This is a genomic window from Flavobacterium gawalongense (assembly GCF_007097265.1).
Taxonomy (GTDB): Bacteria; Bacteroidota; Bacteroidia; order Flavobacteriales; family Flavobacteriaceae; genus Flavobacterium; species Flavobacterium gawalongense.
This window is the reverse complement of the sequence record NZ_VJZP01000008.1, coordinates 1-17,786: the sequence shown is the minus strand read 5'-3', so window position 1 is coordinate 17,786 and position 17,786 is coordinate 1. Positions and strand designations below refer to the sequence as shown.

The 17,786-nt window shown below is 31.2% G+C and carries 18 protein-coding genes; 10 read left to right on the top strand and 8 right to left on the bottom strand.

The genetic code is table 11. The features are described from left to right. Window positions 1-47 precede the first annotated feature (47 nt). From FNW38_RS06255 to FNW38_RS17970, 9 genes are all read left to right on the top strand, one after another. Window positions 48-242: a hypothetical protein gene (locus tag FNW38_RS06255; RefSeq protein ID WP_144066652.1), complete on the top strand. Its 195-nt coding sequence runs from the start codon at window positions 48-50 to the stop codon at window positions 240-242. A gap of 85 nt (window positions 243-327) precedes the next feature. Beyond that, a complete protein-coding gene (locus tag FNW38_RS06250) occupies window positions 328-2,265 on the top strand; it encodes a DEAD/DEAH box helicase (protein ID WP_144066651.1) in 1,938 nt (645 codons plus the stop codon). Next, the gene (locus FNW38_RS06245; protein ID WP_144066650.1) at window positions 2,258-3,457 is read left to right on the top strand and encodes a GIY-YIG nuclease family protein; all 1,200 of its coding nucleotides are present in this window, start codon (window positions 2,258-2,260) and stop codon (window positions 3,455-3,457) included. Before FNW38_RS06250 ends, FNW38_RS06245 begins: the two co-directional genes overlap by 8 nt. A 43-nt stretch (window positions 3,458-3,500) precedes the next feature. Continuing rightward, on the top strand, window positions 3,501-4,349 hold the full coding sequence (locus FNW38_RS06240) for a hypothetical protein (RefSeq protein ID WP_144066649.1): 849 nt from the start codon (window positions 3,501-3,503) through the stop codon (window positions 4,347-4,349). 38 nt (window positions 4,350-4,387) lie between these two features. After that, window positions 4,388-5,836: an antiviral reverse transcriptase Drt3a gene (gene drt3a / locus FNW38_RS06235; protein WP_185963096.1), complete on the top strand. Its 1,449-nt coding sequence runs from the start codon at window positions 4,388-4,390 to the stop codon at window positions 5,834-5,836. Then, complete coding sequence (gene drt3b, locus FNW38_RS06230; protein WP_144066647.1) at window positions 5,836-8,028, top strand: antiviral reverse transcriptase Drt3b; 2,193 nt, start codon at window positions 5,836-5,838, stop codon at window positions 8,026-8,028. Before drt3a ends, drt3b begins: the two co-directional genes overlap by 1 nt. 292 nt (window positions 8,029-8,320) lie before the next feature. Next, window positions 8,321-10,285, top strand: coding sequence for a DUF2779 domain-containing protein (locus FNW38_RS06225; protein WP_144066646.1), 1,965 nt, complete (start codon window positions 8,321-8,323; stop codon window positions 10,283-10,285). Window positions 10,286-11,728: 1,443 nt separating this feature from the next. Next, window positions 11,729-11,995: a DUF6943 family protein gene (locus tag FNW38_RS17730; protein ID WP_235890159.1), complete on the top strand. Its 267-nt coding sequence runs from the start codon at window positions 11,729-11,731 to the stop codon at window positions 11,993-11,995. Further along, entirely contained in the window at window positions 11,943-12,152 is a 210-nt protein-coding gene (locus tag FNW38_RS17970) for a DUF6943 family protein (protein WP_394344748.1), read from the top strand. The genes FNW38_RS17730 and FNW38_RS17970 overlap by 53 nt, the downstream gene beginning before the upstream one ends. Before the next feature lie 185 nt (window positions 12,153-12,337). Here the strand turns inward: FNW38_RS17970 and FNW38_RS06215 are convergent, their stop codons facing one another. From FNW38_RS06215 to FNW38_RS06200, 4 genes are all read right to left on the bottom strand, one after another. Then, a complete protein-coding gene (locus FNW38_RS06215; RefSeq protein ID WP_144066645.1) occupies window positions 12,338-12,580 on the bottom strand; it encodes a hypothetical protein in 243 nt (80 codons plus the stop codon). Further along, a complete protein-coding gene (locus tag FNW38_RS06210; protein WP_144066644.1) occupies window positions 12,570-12,833 on the bottom strand; it encodes a hypothetical protein in 264 nt (87 codons plus the stop codon). Before FNW38_RS06210 ends, FNW38_RS06215 begins: the two co-directional genes overlap by 11 nt. Window positions 12,834-12,845: 12 nt before the next feature. Continuing rightward, window positions 12,846-13,298, bottom strand: coding sequence for a DUF5675 family protein (locus FNW38_RS06205; protein WP_144066643.1), 453 nt, complete (start codon window positions 13,296-13,298; stop codon window positions 12,846-12,848). A gap of 68 nt (window positions 13,299-13,366) precedes the next feature. Beyond that, the gene (locus FNW38_RS06200) at window positions 13,367-14,170 is read right to left on the bottom strand and encodes a hypothetical protein (protein ID WP_144066642.1); all 804 of its coding nucleotides are present in this window, start codon (window positions 14,168-14,170) and stop codon (window positions 13,367-13,369) included. A 97-nt stretch (window positions 14,171-14,267) separates the two neighbouring features. Here FNW38_RS06200 and FNW38_RS06195 point away from each other — a divergent pair, with 97 nt between their 5' ends. Continuing rightward, window positions 14,268-14,759, top strand: a complete 492-nt coding sequence (locus FNW38_RS06195; protein WP_144066641.1) for a thermonuclease family protein — start codon at window positions 14,268-14,270, stop codon at window positions 14,757-14,759. Between the two features lie 141 nt (window positions 14,760-14,900). Here the strand turns inward: FNW38_RS06195 and FNW38_RS06190 are convergent, their stop codons facing one another. The 4 genes from FNW38_RS06190 to FNW38_RS06175 form a co-directional block, all read right to left on the bottom strand. Further along, window positions 14,901-15,080, bottom strand: coding sequence for a hypothetical protein (locus FNW38_RS06190; RefSeq protein WP_144064731.1), 180 nt, complete (start codon window positions 15,078-15,080; stop codon window positions 14,901-14,903). Between the two features lie 161 nt (window positions 15,081-15,241). After that, window positions 15,242-15,457: a hypothetical protein gene (locus FNW38_RS06185; protein WP_144064730.1), complete on the bottom strand. Its 216-nt coding sequence runs from the start codon at window positions 15,455-15,457 to the stop codon at window positions 15,242-15,244. Between the two features lie 181 nt (window positions 15,458-15,638). Then, complete coding sequence (locus FNW38_RS06180) at window positions 15,639-16,580, bottom strand: phosphoadenosine phosphosulfate reductase domain-containing protein (protein ID WP_144064729.1); 942 nt, start codon at window positions 16,578-16,580, stop codon at window positions 15,639-15,641. Window positions 16,581-16,737: 157 nt separating this feature from the next. After that, on the bottom strand, window positions 16,738-17,157 hold the full coding sequence (locus FNW38_RS06175) for a hypothetical protein (RefSeq protein WP_144064728.1): 420 nt from the start codon (window positions 17,155-17,157) through the stop codon (window positions 16,738-16,740). Window positions 17,158-17,786 lie beyond the last annotated feature (629 nt).

Genomic DNA, 17,786 nt, shown 5'->3' with positions numbered 1-17,786 from the left:
ATTATATTTATTCCATCTTAAAGCACTGATTTTACTGCATTTACACTTTGCTAAAATTAAAAAAATTAGCAAACAAATTAAAAAAATTAGCAAACAAAATAAAAAATACATATAAAAAAGAATTGCAAACCCCAGCAAAAGATGTTACAAAAGCGATTTATAAACTGCTCGAAAATAATGATATTTTAACTGAAGGAGTAAAAGAAAATTGGACATATTCAATTCCAAAAATAAATAAATAAAAAATAAAACGAGAAATAAAATTCATAAACACAGCAATATCAAGGGTTTGTTTGTTTATTTTAATAATTATTTAAAAAATAAAGTATGCCGGATATAGTTCACGTTTCATATAACCATACAGGAAAGAGCAAAAGCACTAATGCGTTTGGTATGCGAGAAATGCAGGAACGTGCTTTTGAAGCTCGTTCAGCACAACATTTACTCATAAAAGCACCACCAGCATCAGGAAAATCAAGAGCGTTAATGTTTATTGGGTTAGATAAATTAATGAATCAAGGTTTAAAAAAAGTAATTGTTGCTGTTCCCGAAAAATCTATTGGTAGTTCTTTTAGTAAAACCCAACTATCTCAATATGGTTTCTTTGCAGATTGGGAACCAAATCCAATATACAATCTTTGCACACCTGGAGGCGAAAAAAGTAAAGTAGGCGCTTTTAAAAAATTCCTTGAAAGTGATGAAAAAATTCTAATATGCACACACGCAACGCTTCGCTTTGCTTGTGATGGTATTGATGAAAAAGTTTTTAACGAAACCGTACTTGCAATCGATGAATTTCATCACGTTTCTGTAGATGGAGAAAACAGACTAGGCGAGGTTTTGCGAAACATTATGGCTAAATCATCAGCACATATTGTGGCAATGACTGGTTCCTACTTTCGTGGAGATAGCGTACCAATTTTATTACCTGAATTAGAGGAAAAATTCACAAGAGTTAAATATGATTATTACGAACAGTTAAATGGTTATGAATACCTTAAAACATTAGGTATTGGTTATCATTTCTATCAAGGACGATATACATCGGCAATTGATGAAATATTAAACGAAAATCTAAAAACAATCATTCACATTCCAAGTGTTAATTCTGGCGAATCAACCAAAGATAAAACAGAAGAAGTAAGCAGAATTATTGATAGTTTGGGGGAATTAGAATATCAAGATCCCGAAACTGGAGTTTTATTCATAAAAAGTAAGAAATCGGATAAAATATTAAAAGTTGCCGATTTAGTTAACGACAATCAAAAAGAACGAGACAAAATTCAAGGATTTTTACGCACCATTAGTGGTCCAGATGATATAGATATTATCATAGCGTTAGGTATGGCAAAAGAAGGCTTTGACTGGCCATATTGTGAACACGCATTAACAATTGGTTACAGAGGTTCATTAACCGAAATTATCCAAATTATTGGTCGTTGTACTAGAGATAGTAATAATAAATCACACGCTCAATTTACCAATCTAATTGCTCAACCCGATGCAGAAGATGGCGAAGTAAAATTGTCAGTTAATAATATGCTAAAAGCGATAACAGCTTCATTGTTGATGGAACAAGTTCTTGCACCAAATTTCAAATTCAAACCTAAATTTCCCGAAGATGATGAAGAAGATTCGGAAGATGATGAAAATACCATTAGAATAAATGGATTTAAAGTAGCGAGTTCAAGTCGTGTAAAAGCAATAATAGAATCGGATATTACTGATTTAAAAGCGACCATATTACAAAACGAGACAATGATAAAAGCATTACCTGGTAATGTTGATCCCGAAGTAATAAATAAAGTGTTGATTCCAAAAATTATTAGAGAAACCTATCCCGATTTAACAGACGAACAAGTAGAAGAAGTCCGTCAGTATGTAGTGGTAGATTCTGTAATAAAAAATGCCAATATTGAAACACAAGGAGACAAGCGTTTTATCCGTATGGCAGATAGTTTTGTCAATATTGACGACATTGATATTGATTTGATTGACACAATAAATCCGTTTCAAAAAGCATTCGAAATACTTTCTAAATCGGTTACAGCATCTGTTTTTAAAGCAATACAAGAAACTATTGATGCGGGTAGAATTCAAATGACGGAAGATGAAGCCATAATTCTATGGCCTAAAGTAAAAAACTGGGTAGCACGAACAAACGAACATCCAAGTATACAATCATTCGACCCACAAGAAAGAAGATTAGCAGAGGCAATACTATTTTTAAAAGAGCAAAAGCGTAAAGCAAAAGCAAATGAGTAAGAAGCAAACATTGAAAGATATTTTTGATGATGATGATTTCGGAATTTTAGATTCTAAAGAAAAAGTATCAAGTATCAAAACAGAGGACGAGCGACTTATCGAATCGTTCCAAGAAATTAATGCTTTTTTTGAAAAGAACAAAAGAGAACCTTCGGCTAATAATGTTACTGAATTTAAGTTGTTATCGAGATTAAAAAATTTAAGAGCTGATAGTAAAAAAACAGAATCGTTAAGAGAATATGACCAGTTTAATCTTTTGAGCAATAAACCAGTTGAAATAAATTCAGTGAACGATATTTTAGCTGATGATGATTTAGGGATTCTCGATATGGATGATTCATTAGATATTTTCAAATTAAAAAATGTTACTAGTTCGAAAGATCGTGAAGAGGCTGATTTTGTAGCAAGAAGAAAAAAATGTGAAGATTTTGATAAGTATGAGCATTTATTTAACCAAGTTCAAAATGAATTAAAATCGGGAAAACGAAAATTAGGAGAATTTGAAAATGCAGAGAAAAATCTTGAGGAAAACAAATTTTATGTATTAGATGGTATTTTACTATATCTTAAAGAAGCCGATATTGAAAATAAAGAAAGAAAAATTCCATCGGGAAATAGAGTTAGAAAAGACGGTAGAACAAGGATAATTTTTGAAAACGGCACAGAAAGTAATATGTTGTATCGTTCATTAGCTAAAGCACTGTACAACAACGGAAAAATTGTAACGGATAGCGATAAAACAATAGAAAATGAGTTATTCAAAAATGCCAATATTGTAAATGAAGCTGATGTAGAAACTGGCTGGATTTATATTCTAAAATCAAAATCAACTCATAAAGATATTGCTAGTATTGAAAACCTTTACAAAATTGGGTATTCAAAAACAGATGTAAAAGAAAGGATAAAAAATGCTGCTAAGGAAGCTACTTATTTAATGGCAGAGGTGCATTTAATTTCTTCTATCAAATGTTACAATTTTAACCCACAAAAGTTTGAACTGTTAATACATCGTTTCTTTGGAGAGGTTTGTTTAAATATTGATATACACGATAACAAAGGAAGGCGATTAACACCGCGAGAATGGTTTGTTGTTCCGTTACCAATAATTAATGAAGCAATTGATTTAATACTTTCAGAGGATATTGTAAATTATAGATATGATTCAGATAATAAAATAATTATCCCAAAATAAGATTACTAATAATATCGAAATTAATTAATAAATAATTTAAGGAATGGTGTTAAGTAAAAAGTCTTCAGAGAAATTAAGGGAGTTGATAAACGAAGAAACTGAATATCGTTCGGGTTCAAATTTAGTAAGTTTCTTTAATCAATTAGGGTATAAAGAATTTTACGGGCAAGGTTTTCCGTCAAGGTGGAAATATACTGATGATAAATTAGAAGAAATAAATGGAACACCAGAGATAGACAAGTGCATTAAAATGGTTTTTGCTCCTGTTAATTTTATTGGAAATTATGATGTGTTGGATAACCATATCAATTCTTTTAATGAATATCTAGCTTTCGATGATTTGAAAGTGATTAGAAACGGAAAAGATATTTCTTTTAGCAAGGCTGATAAAATAAATTTTGATGTTAAAAAGGAAGTAAATGAAGAAGATTTCATTAATCAAGAGTTTGATGAAGTATCAGTTTATGAATTAAATTTAGACGGAATAATAAGTGATATATTAAACTCAAGAATTCAAGAGATAAAAGCAAACATAAAAGGAAATGCTCCTTTGTCGGCAATTGTAATTATAGGAAGTTCATTAGAGGGGATATTATTAGGATTTGCATCTAAAAATCCAAAAGATTTCAATCAGACAAATGTGGCTCCAAAAGATAAAGAAGGTAAAGTAAAGTCTTTCCACGAATGGTCATTGAGTAATTTTATTGATGCCGCTAATGAAATAGGTCTTTTAAAAGAAGATGTAAAAAAGTTTAGCCATACCGTTAGAGATTTTAGAAATTACATCCATCCGTATGAACAAATTAGTAAAAATTTTAATCCAGATATTCATACTGCAAAGCTATGTTGGAATGTATTAAAAGTAGCTATGATACAGTTGTCAAAAAAATAAGTACGGACTAATTAATGTTAAAAATTAAAAAGAGGCATATGTTAAATCAATCATTTTCTTTTGAAAATTTTAAGATTATTCACGAGATTGAAAATCGAAAAGGAAATTATTATAAAGATTTCTATTCAGATGAGTATCATCTTGCTTCTACACTTCTTAAAGCAAAAAGAAGAGATTTTAAAGCAGAAAAAAATAAAGCAATAAGAGATGAAGCAGCTTATACTTTAGCTTTTGAGCAGAAAGAAGCACTTGAAGATTTAAAGGAAAATCATTTAGAAAACGACTTAAATAAATTCTCAAATGAAGTCAATAGAAGTGATTTTAATTTTAAGCTAACACCTTTTATTCCGGAACCTGGTTCTAAAACAATTTATACCACTAGCAAAGATGCTGTGTCATTCTTTGCTATGAAACAACTTCAGTATAATATTTTTAGAACTTTCAAAGTAAAACAAGCTAACAGGTATCAAATAGTAAAACAGGTTAAAATTCTGCTTCAAGATAAATTTCCAAAATTTATTATTAGAACCGACATCAAATCATTTTATGAAAATGTTCCACAATACGAGTTGTTAAAACTAATAGAAAACAATTCTTTATTAAGTCCAAAATCAGTCTCATTAATTAAAAACTTACTTTATAACTATAATATTTTAACAAATCAATTAGGGGTAAAAGAAAAACTAAGAAAGGGTATTCCCAGAGGTATTGGCGTTAGTCCATTCTTGGCGGAATTATATATGAGAAAGATTGATGAAGAAATTAAAAATATTGAAAGTGTCACTTTTTATGGAAGATATGTTGATGACATTATTATTTTCTTTACACCAAAATCAAAATATTCCTCCGATAATTATTTAAATAAGGTAAAAAAAATAATTGAAGACAAAGGACTAAATATAAATGATGATATTATTCCGGGTAAATACCCTAAGACTCAAGAAGTAGATTTATTGAATAATAACACAACCACTAAAGATATTAGCCTTTTAGGATATAAATTTAAAATAGCTAATTCTGAATTTAAGGATGTTGAGTTATCTGAAAATAAGAAAAGAAAATACAAAGAACGCATAACAAAATCAATTGATAAATACCTGAATGAATATCCACACAATAGCATAGAGGCGAGAAAGTTGTTAATTCATAGATTTAATTATTTAACAAAAAACTCAAAACTTCACCAACCAAAGAAAGGATTGATAGGTGTTTATTATTCCAATAGTTTACTTGAAAACGACTGCGTTAGTTTGAATAGGTTAGATCAAATGCTTCATACAGTAGTTGATACTAAATTACCAATTATGGAATTTTCAAATTTAAATAAAAGATTAAAAAAATTTAGTTTTTTAAAAGGCTTTAACGAAAAGAGTTTTTATAACATAAATGGAAAAAAGAAAAACATTCCCGACTTGCGTTCGGCAAAATATAAAACGGCAAAAATATTAACGAATAATTTCGAAAGAATTGTTGAAGCCTGGAAATAATGAAAAAAAAGAGAATTAAAAAAAGTTTAAAATACTCTAAAAATAGAGTAGTGCTTTCAGATACGTTACCTTATGAAACACCATTAACCTTTTCAAATAGACATTTTTATAATTTTTTGGATCAATATGAGGTGAATTTCATAAAAGAAGGGAGTGAAAAATTTTCATTCGCAAAACAAGATAATATTAAAAAAGAGTCAGTTATAGAGCAGTTTATGAAAATTTTGTTTGATTTGTCAAATGGAAGTGTAAATAATGTAATTACTATTGATAGGGATCCGAAAAAATCAGAAAATCGAAAAATTCCATTTGTTTATAGAATAACTCATAAAGAAAAAGATTATAGAGAATTAGCTATTCCGCACCCTAAAAGCCAGGTTGAATTAGTTACATTCTATGAAAAATATAAAGAACTGATATTGTATTATTCTAAAGAAAGTAAATTTTCTATTCGTAAACCATTTTCTGTTGCTAAATTCATTTTTAATAATGACAAACTTAACAAGAGGAACGCAGGAGATGAAAACGATTTTATTGAAAGTGATGGTAAAGAATATGAAAACTTAAAAAACTTTTTTACATACAAGAAGTATTCTAATATTTATCAATTTTACGAAGATTATCATTACCATCGTTCGGAAAAAAAATACAATAAAATGTTCAAATTTGATATTGCTAAATGCTTTGACAGCATTTACACACATTCAATAAGTTGGGCTATTTTTAACAAAGAAATTGTAAAGGATAATCTGGATTCTTCAAAAAAAACTTTCTCAGGACAATTCGATAATTTTATGCAAAGTGTTAATTACGGGGAAACTAACGGGACTATTATTGGTCCGGAATTTTCACGAATATTTGCGGAGTTAATATTGCAACAAATTGACAAATCTGTAGAAATTGATTTGCGAAAAGATGATAAATTGTTTTATAAAACAGATTATGAAGTTTACAGATATGTAGATGATTTCTTTGTGTTTTATAATGATGATAACACTAAAGACAAAATTCTTTCACGATACAAACTCAATCTGAAGGAATATAAAATGTCAATTAGCGAATCTAAAACCCATTATTATAATAAACCGCTAATTACAGAGCTTACCATTGCCAAAGAAAAAATGGGGGATTTATTTAGCAAAAAAATTAAATTCTCAATTGAGGATTATACTGAAGATGATGGTGTCCTAAAAAAATTAAACTTTGAATGTGATTCAAATCATTTGATTACTAGATTTAAAATCTTGGTAAAAGAATCTAAGGTTGAATATAAAGACATTATGAATTATACATTGGCAATCATCAATAAAAGGGTTGAAAGAAGTATAAATAAATTTGAAAATTACTATTCTGGCTTGGTAAATCTAAAAAGTAAGGAAGAATTAACAGAGGAACAGTTAAAGAAAATGGTAAAGCAGGAAAAAGCATTTACCGACTTCATAATAGAAATATTAGATTTTACTTTTTTTCTATATACGGTTGCTCCAAGAGTTAATTCAACCATTAAGCTTTCAAATATATTATCGGCTGTAATGCTTTATTACAAGGGAAAATATAAGTTTAATACTGGGAATCCTCTAAATCCAAAAGAATATAAACTTTTTTCAAGATTCGATGATCAAAATTCCAATAGAGAATTAATATTCAAGAAAATTTCCGATGAAATTAATTTAATACTGTTGAATAATAAATCGGAAAAACATATCCAAATTGAAACCTTATACCTATTTATAATTTTACGTGAGTTAGGTAAAAATTATAAATTAACACAAACGGATTTAATAGAATATTTTAAGTTAAAAAGGAGCAAAAACACAAATTCTTTAGAATTTGACTTTGAGCCAAATTATTTTGTAATTACAGTATTGTTGTTTTACATAAGAAATACACACGGTTTTGAAGAAGTTAAAAAAGCAATCAAAACTGCAATTATAAATAAGATTAAAAATGTTGATGAAGATAAAAGAAAGAAATCGGCAGAGTTAGTTTTGCTTTTTTTTGATATGCTGGTTTGTCCATTCGTTGATAATAAATTTAAAAGAGATATTATGGATTTATTCGATATTCCAGTACATTTACATTTTGATATACTTAATTTTAAAAAAGAAAAAAAGTATTGGTTCACAAAATGGGATAATTTTAATTTATCAAAAGAATTAACAGCAAAAAAATCGTTAGAAGTTTACGACTAAAATATAAAGTTTTGCAACCAGTCAAATTGAATGCGGATTTAAGTTTAAAAATTAAATATTGGAATTTTAATTATTTGGCTTTTTGTCGATTATGATAAGTTTTTTTGTTTGAAGGATAATTTTTAACCGCCACACACAAGCAAAACAATTACACTTTAAAAGGTGATCTAATTTGAAATGGACTTGTCCGTTTTAATGAAGAATTAAAGGTAGTCTGACTGGGCTGCCTTTTTTGTTTGAATCGATATGTAAAGGTTTGATTTATAATCTAATTAATAGCAACCCAATAACAATGAAACTACTAACAAAATCCCGTTTCAAAATAGCGTTAGAGTGTTCTAACAAACTTTTTTATACTTCCAAAAAAGAATATGCAAATAATAAAAATGAAGACCCTTTTTTGAAAGCATTAGCAAATGGTGGCTTCCAAGTAGAAGAATTAGCAAGACTTCATTATCCAAACGGTATTTTCATAAATACAGAAAACTATGAATATGAAAAAGCAGCTCAACTAACACAAGAAGCGTTACAGAATGACAATGTGGTAATTTATGAAGCTGCTTTTCAGTTTGATGGACTTTTTATAAGAACAGATATTATTGTTAAAAACGGAAATATTATTAAATTAATTGAAGTAAAAGCTAAGTCTTTTAATCCAAACGAAGAAAATAATTTTGTAGGTACTCGCGGTGGTTTAGTAAGTTCGTGGAAGCCTTACTTATTTGATTTAGCTTTTCAAAAATATGTGGCTCAAAAAATGTTTCCTCAATTCAAGTTTGATGCCTATTTGTTAATGGCAGATAAAACTAAGAAAGCAAGTATTGATGGTTTAAATCAATTATTCCGAATTCCAAATAATGGCAATCCAAGAACAGATATTATAAAAAGAGTGCATTCTCTTAAGGAAATTGGTAATTCAGTGTTGTCAGAAGCAAATGTTGATGCTATCATAAATGAAATTATCAACGACAAATATAAGTATTACGAAAATCTCAATTTTGAAGAAGCCATAACCACCTTCAAGAAAGCCTATCAAGAAGACAAATATCTAAATTGGCCAACACAATTCAGTGCTTGTAAAAATTGTGAATTTAAAGCAAGTTCCGAACAAGAAGAAGAGGGGTTGCTTTCCGGTTTTAAACATTGCTTTACCAAACAATTAAATTGGTCTCCTTCAGATTTTAACAAACCCAACGCTTTACAAATATGGAACTTCAGAAGCAAAAATATTATGGTAGAAAACCGTATGCTGATGGAACAATTAACAGAGGAAGATTTCAATATTAAAACCGAAACAGGAAGGATAGCTCCATCAGAAAGACAATGGATTCAAGTAGAAAAAGCTGTAAAAAACGACAATTCAATTTATGTAGAAAAAGAAGCATTAAAACAGGAAATGAATCAATGGATGTTTCCTCTACATTTTATAGACTTTGAAACAAGTACAGTAGCCTTACCTTTTACTGCTGGTCGTAAACCTTATGAGCAAGTAGCATTCCAGTTTTCACATCATAGATACAATGAAGATGGCACTATACAACACCAAAGCCAATATATTAATAATACAGCAGGTGAATTTCCTAATTTTATTTTTGCCAGAGCTTTACAAGCAGCTATTGGAAATGATGACGGCACAGTTTTCAAATTTGCTACCCACGAAAATACTATTATCAATGCTATAATTACTCAATTGGAAGAAAGTGATGAAGCAGACAAAGAAAATTTAATTGCTTTCCTGAAAACAATCTCTAAATCTACCAAAAACCAAGTAAAACAATGGGAAGGTCATAGAAATATGGTTGATTTATGTAAAGTGGTCAAAGACTATTATTACAATCCATATACAAATGGATCCAACTCCATCAAGGCGGTTTTACCAGCAAGTTTAAACTCAAGTGAATTCTTAAAAAAGAAATACAGTCAACCAATTGGTAATATATTATTGAGCAGTCAGAACTTTCCAACAAATCATATTTGGTTACAAATGGATGGAGATAAAGTAATTAATCCATACAAAACCCTACCTACATTATTTGACAATTGGAGCGAAACAGACCTGGAAGAAAATATTTCCGATATAGAAAATATTGCAGATGGCGGATCGGCATTAACAGCTTATGCAAAATTGCAATACGTTGATATGACACCCAAAGAACGAAATGAAATCACACAAGGACTACTAAAATATTGTGAATTAGATACCCTAGCAATGGTTATGATTTATGAGCATTTTAAATTTGATATAATTGAAAAATAAATATTATATTTTCTATTATAAAGCTTGATTTATTTATCAATAATAATTTGTAATTATCTCATTCAGCTGCACAAAATCCTCGTTTAGTCCAAGTATTCCTAAACTCACATCTTTGTTTGCTTCATTTCGCTAATTTCGTTTAAAAAGGACGTTTTACATTCCAATTGCCACTCCTTGCCAATGCTCCAAAAGTTTTTGTATGCCCTAGAACGTTTCCGTTTCAAAAGAAAATATCCGATAAGGGTAACAAAAACTTTTCCCAAAGCTGTGTTACATAATTGAGTATTATAGTTCATCACAAAGCGTTAATATTGTTTTTTTGGTTTTTGCAATGAAGCTATAATATCATTTATGTAAAACAGCCGCTCCTGCCAACGCGCTTGTGGTTTGTTCCAGGACAACTTTTTGAGCAGCTCCCATCGCATCACCCAGCCGCTCAAAAAACCGTCCTTCACAAACCACTAATACTGCTCCGTAAGAAGCTTTTTCTTTAAAACAAAGTATTGGTTTCGCAGAAACTTTACAATGGTTTTATCAGTGTTGCGTTGACATAGAAAGTAGTTGCATTGCTTTTGTAAGTGCTGTAAATAGCTTGAGAAACTATTTCTAAAATTCACAAGCATCGGTACAAGCTATTTTCAGCACCCACAAAACCAAAAGAGCCGGCAAGAGTATTTTTTTTTCATTTGCCAGTAACATAGTAGTCATTGCTTCCACGATGGCCAGATGCTTTGGCGTTTTCATAACAACCCACTTTCGGACATTCGACATTCCGACTTTCGACTGAATAAAAGCATCAAGCCATCACGAAAGCAATCAGAAACATTCCGGTAAGCAAATAAAAAAACTATACACTTACCCGAGCGACTGCCACCGCACTACGAAAGTTTTTTCATTATTTTTGTGAGTGCTTTTGCAGTTTCAATGAACATCGGAATAAAATTGAAATAGCTGATTTCAATCATATTTGAAGCACACACAAAATCAAATCCAAGAAAGAGTATAAAATTTTAAAGCAGGAACAAAGCATTTTTATTGAATGGATGCTGTCATTGTTCCTGCTTTAAAATTTCATACCCTTTCCAAGAACATTATCTATCTCATCAACACTTTTTAAAATTTTCTTATCAAGGACTATTTCGGTTAAAAGAAAAATAAAAAAATAAATAAAAAGAAAGTAAAGGTAAGCTCCAGTTTCAAAAAAAGAAAGTTCAAGCCTTCGGTTTTAAAAAAAATCTCCACCCTTATCGTTCCATAACAACTTTTGATTATACGATGATGTTTCCGATTTTGAAGAAACACTCGGGTAGTATTTTTTTTAAAAAACTTGCTTTTTTTGAAACCTCCACTTGATAGACGACTTTCTTTTTTTTTCTTTTTTTTCTTTTAAAAAATTATATGTGAGGCGAGTTCGACGAGCCACATCATCTTAAAACCGAAAGTATGTTAAATTTCATCATCAAAACCCACCGAAAAGACACGGTTTACATAAAACCCCATTTATTCCTGCTTAACAAGGGAATGAACAGCGGTAAACCACAAAAAGAGCCATTCACAAACAGCTTTGTAATCATTTTTGAAAGAGAACAAGATTGCGAAAACATTTATTTTGTGGCGTACAGCCTTTGGCAAACAAAATTCTGGCATCAGTATTTAGGTGGGTTCGGTTATTCCGTTTTTACGCCTTCCAGATTTCAAAAAAGAGTTTAATCCAAAGGTCAATTTGATGATGGAGGAACACGAGCAGCACCAAAAAAATGTTGCGGCTCTCAAACTTTTGGAACAAAAGGAAAAGCAATTTCACGAAAATATCAACCTCATAAACGACTTACGAAGAGTAATTTTATACCGTTATTGCAGAAAATAAATCAAACCTGGTCCAAATGGACTAGGATTGTTTGCACCTCATTCCCAAGCAAACCAATACATAAGGGCAATACGATTGCCCCACTTAAATAAATAGAAGAAAAGCAAAGCAATTCACTTTAATCAACTGTTATAAACAAAAAATGCCCCGAAATACGGAGCATTCAAAACTGATTTTGAGTTTTTTTACTTGCTTGGTTCTGGTACTTCTTCCGATTTTACAGCAGTTTGAGAAACCACCGAAATAATACTACCGCCTAAAACCAAATATCCAGCAGCCGAAACCAATCCGACAGGCAACGCAACAGGCGAAGCAATGATAATTCCGCCAACGGATGCCAAAGCAATTCCGACAGTCCGAAGGATTTTAAACCATTTCGGAGTTGGTGCCAACACTCTTTCTGCTAAATTCAAATTGTTATTTTTCATAATCTTGATTTTTAATGATTGTTAATTCTAAATTGTGTACCCTTTTTTCTATGTATTCCACTTTTTGGTTCAGTAAATCGTTACCGCTTTTGAATTCGGTTTTGATGATTAGAGCCATTGTTTTGACTTCAATCAAATCTTTCTCCATACTCTTAAAATCAGTGTGTAATTGCTTGATAAAATAAGCCACAACCGAGAGTAATAAAGTGATTAGTGTGCCAAAAAGGACTGTTATATTATTGATGTTTTCCATTGATAGGAGTTTTTAAAATTGAAAATTATTTTCAATGCTAATTTTGTTTGAAGCTTCTTTTGCCAATGCAACCAATTTTGGATAAATCATTTTGTAAGCAGCAACACTTTGAGAAACTTCATAATCACCATCAATAAAAACAAATCCAAAACCGCAAAGCGGACAGCCGGCAGTTTCTTTTTTGGTGTTTCCGGTATGGATATACACAAAATTGAAATTGGGTATTCCGGTAATTTCAATCATTCCCTCGTGCAGCTTTCCTAATGCTTTTTTGTATTGTACATTTTTAGTTCCGTAAGTGTTCAACTTCAAACTAAAAACACCTTTTGGAATGGCAGTTTCCGAAGCAATTTTCACTTCTCTAATTTTGTCTTCTAACAAATAACATTGGAAAATTCCGTTAATGTATAACTGGCTTAATGTGCTTTCTTTGCCCTGGGCAACTCTGATTATTTTGGTTTCCATTGGATTAATAGATTTGAGGTTAAACAAAAAATCCCCCAAACGAGTTGAGGGATTTGTAAAATGCTTTTCTAAAAAACATCCTCAACTTTCAAGCAGTTACCACTTGAAAACAAGTAGAAATTTGCACCAACTTGTTGGTAAAACTCAATTCCGATGCATTGCAATACTGAAGTATTAACTGTTGGAAGAACTCCACCAGGTAAAGTAGCAGTAATTGTAGTGGCAGGAACTGGAGCGTACAAGTCTAAAAAGTCACTGTATTGAATGTTGTTTACCTCATTCAAATCGGCATCCATTGGATCATAGCTGTTTGTGGTAGCGTTGTATTCAAAATCACTCACAACTGAAAGCGAAGTAATCAATCGAAAATGCGTTGCACCAGCGGGAGCATTCACCAAATTCGCAGGGTTAAAATCAGGAACTACTAAATCACCACTTTCTCTATCAACCGTATGAGTTAAGGAGTAAGGAGCGTTGAAAATCCCATTGAAAGAAGTGTTTTTGTTAAACTCAAAACCTTTTAGGTAACTACGTTGTGTAGTGATTTCAATTTTTCGATACCCTCTCGCTTCGGTTTGGTCTTCCAAGTTGATTTTCTTCATAATAGAAGTTAATCTTCCTGTTACTTGGGAATCCGACATTTGTTTCATCACTTGAGATAAACCAGTACGAACCGCTTTTCCGGCTTTGGCACAAGCGCCAAATTCGTTCATATTCTCACGGGTTCTCTCAAATTCAGGAGCAGTTAAAACTTGGTCGCCTGTTGGTCCGCCAACCATACCGGCGAAGTAGCCTTCCTGTCCTTTAATTTTAAAATGTCGGATATCTCCAAGAGTTCCAACATACTTAATAACACCTTTCTGTCTTGCCATTTTTTCTAATTTTTAAAAGTTAATAATTGCTTGCAATTGCTTAAACAAAGTTCAAATATTATCTTTGAATAACACTAACCTAAAAAACTGAAAGACAATGCAATACAACGCAAAAGCACCGTACACAGTGGAAACCCATTGGCAAATTGAAGAAGTCCTTGATGGAGATAGCATCATCATTCGCCATCGTTTCACTAAAATGAGAAAAGAGATTCGTCTTTATGGTTTAGATGCGCCAGAAGTGAAGATTAATAGAAAGATGAAAGAGGACGAGGAGAAAAGCCATTTACCTGCTCAATTATTGATGCAATTTGGTTTACAATCGTTGCACTTCGTTTTATCGGTTGCACCGCCAAAAACGACTGTAACCATTATTACAGAACAAGAAAATTACTTTGACTACTGGAACAGGCAACTAGGATATGTGATTTTGCCAAGTGGTGAATGCTTAAATGAATTACTTTTACAAAATGGTTATGCAAAAGCAACACACCAATACTATTGTGGAAGGTTGGCAGAGTTCCAAGATTTGAATCGCCAAGCGCAGCTTAATGAAGTAGGGATTTATAGCTTTGTAAAAAGGTTTTGATTTGTTGTACTTATGTTGTACTATAGGATTTTAAAAATTAGGTAGTACCAATAAATATAATACCTTACAGGCGTTAGGAGGATATAAACAAGTTGTAGGTAAGTTTGCTCAACTTTGTAGCCAAAGTTACGCAGGTAGTTTTTAGTTTTTTATTTTTTCAAAACTGCTCATATTGCCCCAAGTGCTAGTACATCTTACTTTTACCTTAATGTTTGGTGCGTTTTTATTTGTAAAAACTCCATCTTGAAAACGATAAATACCTACTAAACAAACAGGCTTATTATTCTGAATTAAATGAAAATTTTGGTCTGATACTATCATAATTCGTGATGTTTAAAAAACCTACCTACAACAATATATTGTAGCAATTAAGGCTTTAGTTATTAATTTATTTACTGTTTTGTACTTTTAAAAATTTTTATTATCCGAAGCATAAGGTGTGTTTTTCCTTAACTGATACAATAATGAACGTTATGTGAGATTTATTCAGAACTACCGTCTTCGGAATCTGCATTTTCAAACTCATATTTATAATCTCGGCAATCTTCTAATAAAACAGACCAAGAACAATTCCCAGTTTGCTTCTCTCTCCAAAATCCACATTTTTTATTGCAACAAGGTGGCGTTTCTTCAAGATACTGTCTTTCTAAAATTTCTAATTCGCTTCTTTTTTCAATAATTTCTTTTAATAAGCTCATTTTGTCTAAATTTAAACCTCACATAACAGCTACTACAAGCTAATCGGGCATCGGTCTTTTGGTTATTATTGTTTTGTGTTTGGTTGTTCCGTGACAACCGAAAAAATATGCTTTCTTGTCCCGTTCAGCTTGTAGTAGCGAAACGTTAGCGATAATTGCTCGAATCCTTTTCATAAGAACTTTAAGAGCCACATTTTGAAAAAACCTCGCAACTTTCGGATTCTTCAAATAATTTAATCTGAAATGAAACATCAACTGTATCATCTTTAATTTTCTTTTTTAGTTTTTTTGCTTTTTGACGTATATCATTTACTGAATGATTATCTCGAAATAATCGGAATGGTCCAGATGGAATAGGTTTTAAGTTTGAAACCATTTTTTCAATTCTGCTTTCAGGAATATAATATTCATATTTCCATTCCAAATATTCAGGAAACTCAAATTTCCAAGCATCATCAATCATTATCTGCATTAATTTTTCAAGAACTTTTTTGTAGCAATCACAACAATTTCCTTCCCATCCTTTTAATGGTAATCTAAATGGCATTTGTGACCACCAAAAATTAATGTGTTTTTTTGTCCATTTCATCCATTTTATTAATGGATAAATAAAGTTTCTTGGATTTTTAGTTTCATCAATCATTCTATCTAATTCATCGTAACGTATTCCAATGAAAATATCATAGTCTAAATCTTTAAAGCCTAAACTTCGCATATAGCTTTGAATTGGTCTATCTTTTAATTCACGAGTAGAAAAACGATTTGCAATGTTTGGAAGTCCGTATTTTTTAACCATTTCTTCATAAGGCGTATTATCTCTTTTTTTCCAGTCTTGGTTCCGTGTTGCAGTTTCGTAATTTACAACAACGTGTTTTGTTTTTTCTCTTACGTTACCCCAAATATTGCTTTCAATCCAAATTATTTCAACTCCAAAATGTTCAGCACATTTTTTAATAAAATCTAATGTTTCATTATTTTCACGTCCTGTATTTGCAAAAACTATTTTAAATCTATACTCACTTTTTTTGTTATTAAGCAACCACCAAAGCATAAAAGCAGAAGTTTCTCCACCTGAAAATGATATTAATCCAACACGTCTATCATCACTTAAATATTTACTCATTATTTTATTGGCTATAGGATTAAAACAAATTTTTCGGTATCAAACCACAACTATCGCTAACACGTGCTATGAGCAATATTGCCAATAACGTTTAGTGCTACACGACAACTTTTTTCTATGGCAATACTGCACATAGCACCATACGTTATGCGAGATGCTATAAAACCGCATAAGAAAATACTAAATCATTTCCTCTCAAAGAATAAAATAAACTTTGAATTTCGTGTATGAAATTTATATGATTTAAAAATATAGGATCTATTTTGTTTTTTTCAATTTGTTCTGTTGTGATATATCCAACAAATAAATTATCAGTATCATCAGCATTATGATTAAGTTCTAAATATTGCCACGATTCATTTAGTTTTAACCAAAAAGCATCATCTTCTTTTTTGAATCCTAAATTTTCTAAATGTTTTTCGGTTAATTCTATACCAGTCAATCTATCAATATCAACTATTGCTGTTGGGTAATCAATTCCAATTTCTAAAATACAAGCTTTGTCGTATTTTTTCCAAATAACTTTTACCTCTTTTGAGTTATCTAATTTGTAGAAGTAATTTTCTTGTATTTTCATTTCATTTATTTTTAATTGATTAATATTACTTTGAAAAATAAGCACCATCGCATAACAGCAGCTACAAGAAGTGGCAAAATATGTGGTAAATTCACGTTTACGTTTCGCAATAACTTTTGTAGTAACCGAAAATATCCAGTTACGAAATTTGCCACTTCTTGTAGCTGCGAGACGTTATGCCGGATTGTTCCGTTAACGAGAAACAGCTGATTTTAATCGGGCGTTTTAGCGGAAAAATGATTTAACGAAGCAGAAACCGTGCTGACCGAAATCTGAACCGAAACTCGATGTTTAATTGTTGCGGACAAACAAACGTAAACCGCTTTTCGGACAACCGAGGGCGGAATTTTTTTGTCGATTTTTTTGAGGTTTAATTGAAGCTTTTCAAAGTTGGACTTGTAATACGGAAACTATTTGAAGCGGAAAATTGGAGGGCGGAAATTCATTCGCAATTGGAATCGATAATTGGAAGGCGGAATGGCGTTCGCAATTGGAATAGATAATTGAAATCGATATACATTCGTGCTCAGCATGTGTGTCACAACCCAGCATAATCGAGTAGACGGCTCCGCCAGAAACTAACGGAGTGCGCCTCTCACACCACCGTACGTACGGGTCTCGTATACGGC

Coding starts and splice junctions, on each gene's coding strand:
- FNW38_RS06250 (WP_144066651.1), top strand. CDS start 328: ATGCCGGATATAGTTCACGTTTCATATAACCATACAGGAAAGAGCAAA.
- FNW38_RS06245 (WP_144066650.1), top strand. CDS start 2,258: ATGAGTAAGAAGCAAACATTGAAAGATATTTTTGATGATGATGATTTC.
- FNW38_RS06240 (WP_144066649.1), top strand. CDS start 3,501: ATGGTGTTAAGTAAAAAGTCTTCAGAGAAATTAAGGGAGTTGATAAAC.
- drt3a (WP_185963096.1), top strand. CDS start 4,388: ATGTTAAATCAATCATTTTCTTTTGAAAATTTTAAGATTATTCACGAG.
- drt3b (WP_144066647.1), top strand. CDS start 5,836: ATGAAAAAAAAGAGAATTAAAAAAAGTTTAAAATACTCTAAAAATAGA.
- FNW38_RS06225 (WP_144066646.1), top strand. CDS start 8,321: ATGAAACTACTAACAAAATCCCGTTTCAAAATAGCGTTAGAGTGTTCT.
- FNW38_RS17730 (WP_235890159.1), top strand. CDS start 11,729: ATGTTAAATTTCATCATCAAAACCCACCGAAAAGACACGGTTTACATA.
- FNW38_RS06215 (WP_144066645.1), bottom strand. CDS start 12,580: ATGAAAAATAACAATTTGAATTTAGCAGAAAGAGTGTTGGCACCAACT.
- FNW38_RS06210 (WP_144066644.1), bottom strand. CDS start 12,833: ATGGAAAACATCAATAATATAACAGTCCTTTTTGGCACACTAATCACT.
- FNW38_RS06205 (WP_144066643.1), bottom strand. CDS start 13,298: ATGGAAACCAAAATAATCAGAGTTGCCCAGGGCAAAGAAAGCACATTA.
- FNW38_RS06200 (WP_144066642.1), bottom strand. CDS start 14,170: ATGGCAAGACAGAAAGGTGTTATTAAGTATGTTGGAACTCTTGGAGAT.
- FNW38_RS06195 (WP_144066641.1), top strand. CDS start 14,268: ATGCAATACAACGCAAAAGCACCGTACACAGTGGAAACCCATTGGCAA.
- FNW38_RS06190 (WP_144064731.1), bottom strand. CDS start 15,080: ATGATAGTATCAGACCAAAATTTTCATTTAATTCAGAATAATAAGCCT.
- FNW38_RS06185 (WP_144064730.1), bottom strand. CDS start 15,457: ATGAGCTTATTAAAAGAAATTATTGAAAAAAGAAGCGAATTAGAAATT.
- FNW38_RS06180 (WP_144064729.1), bottom strand. CDS start 16,580: ATGAGTAAATATTTAAGTGATGATAGACGTGTTGGATTAATATCATTT.
- FNW38_RS06175 (WP_144064728.1), bottom strand. CDS start 17,157: ATGAAAATACAAGAAAATTACTTCTACAAATTAGATAACTCAAAAGAG.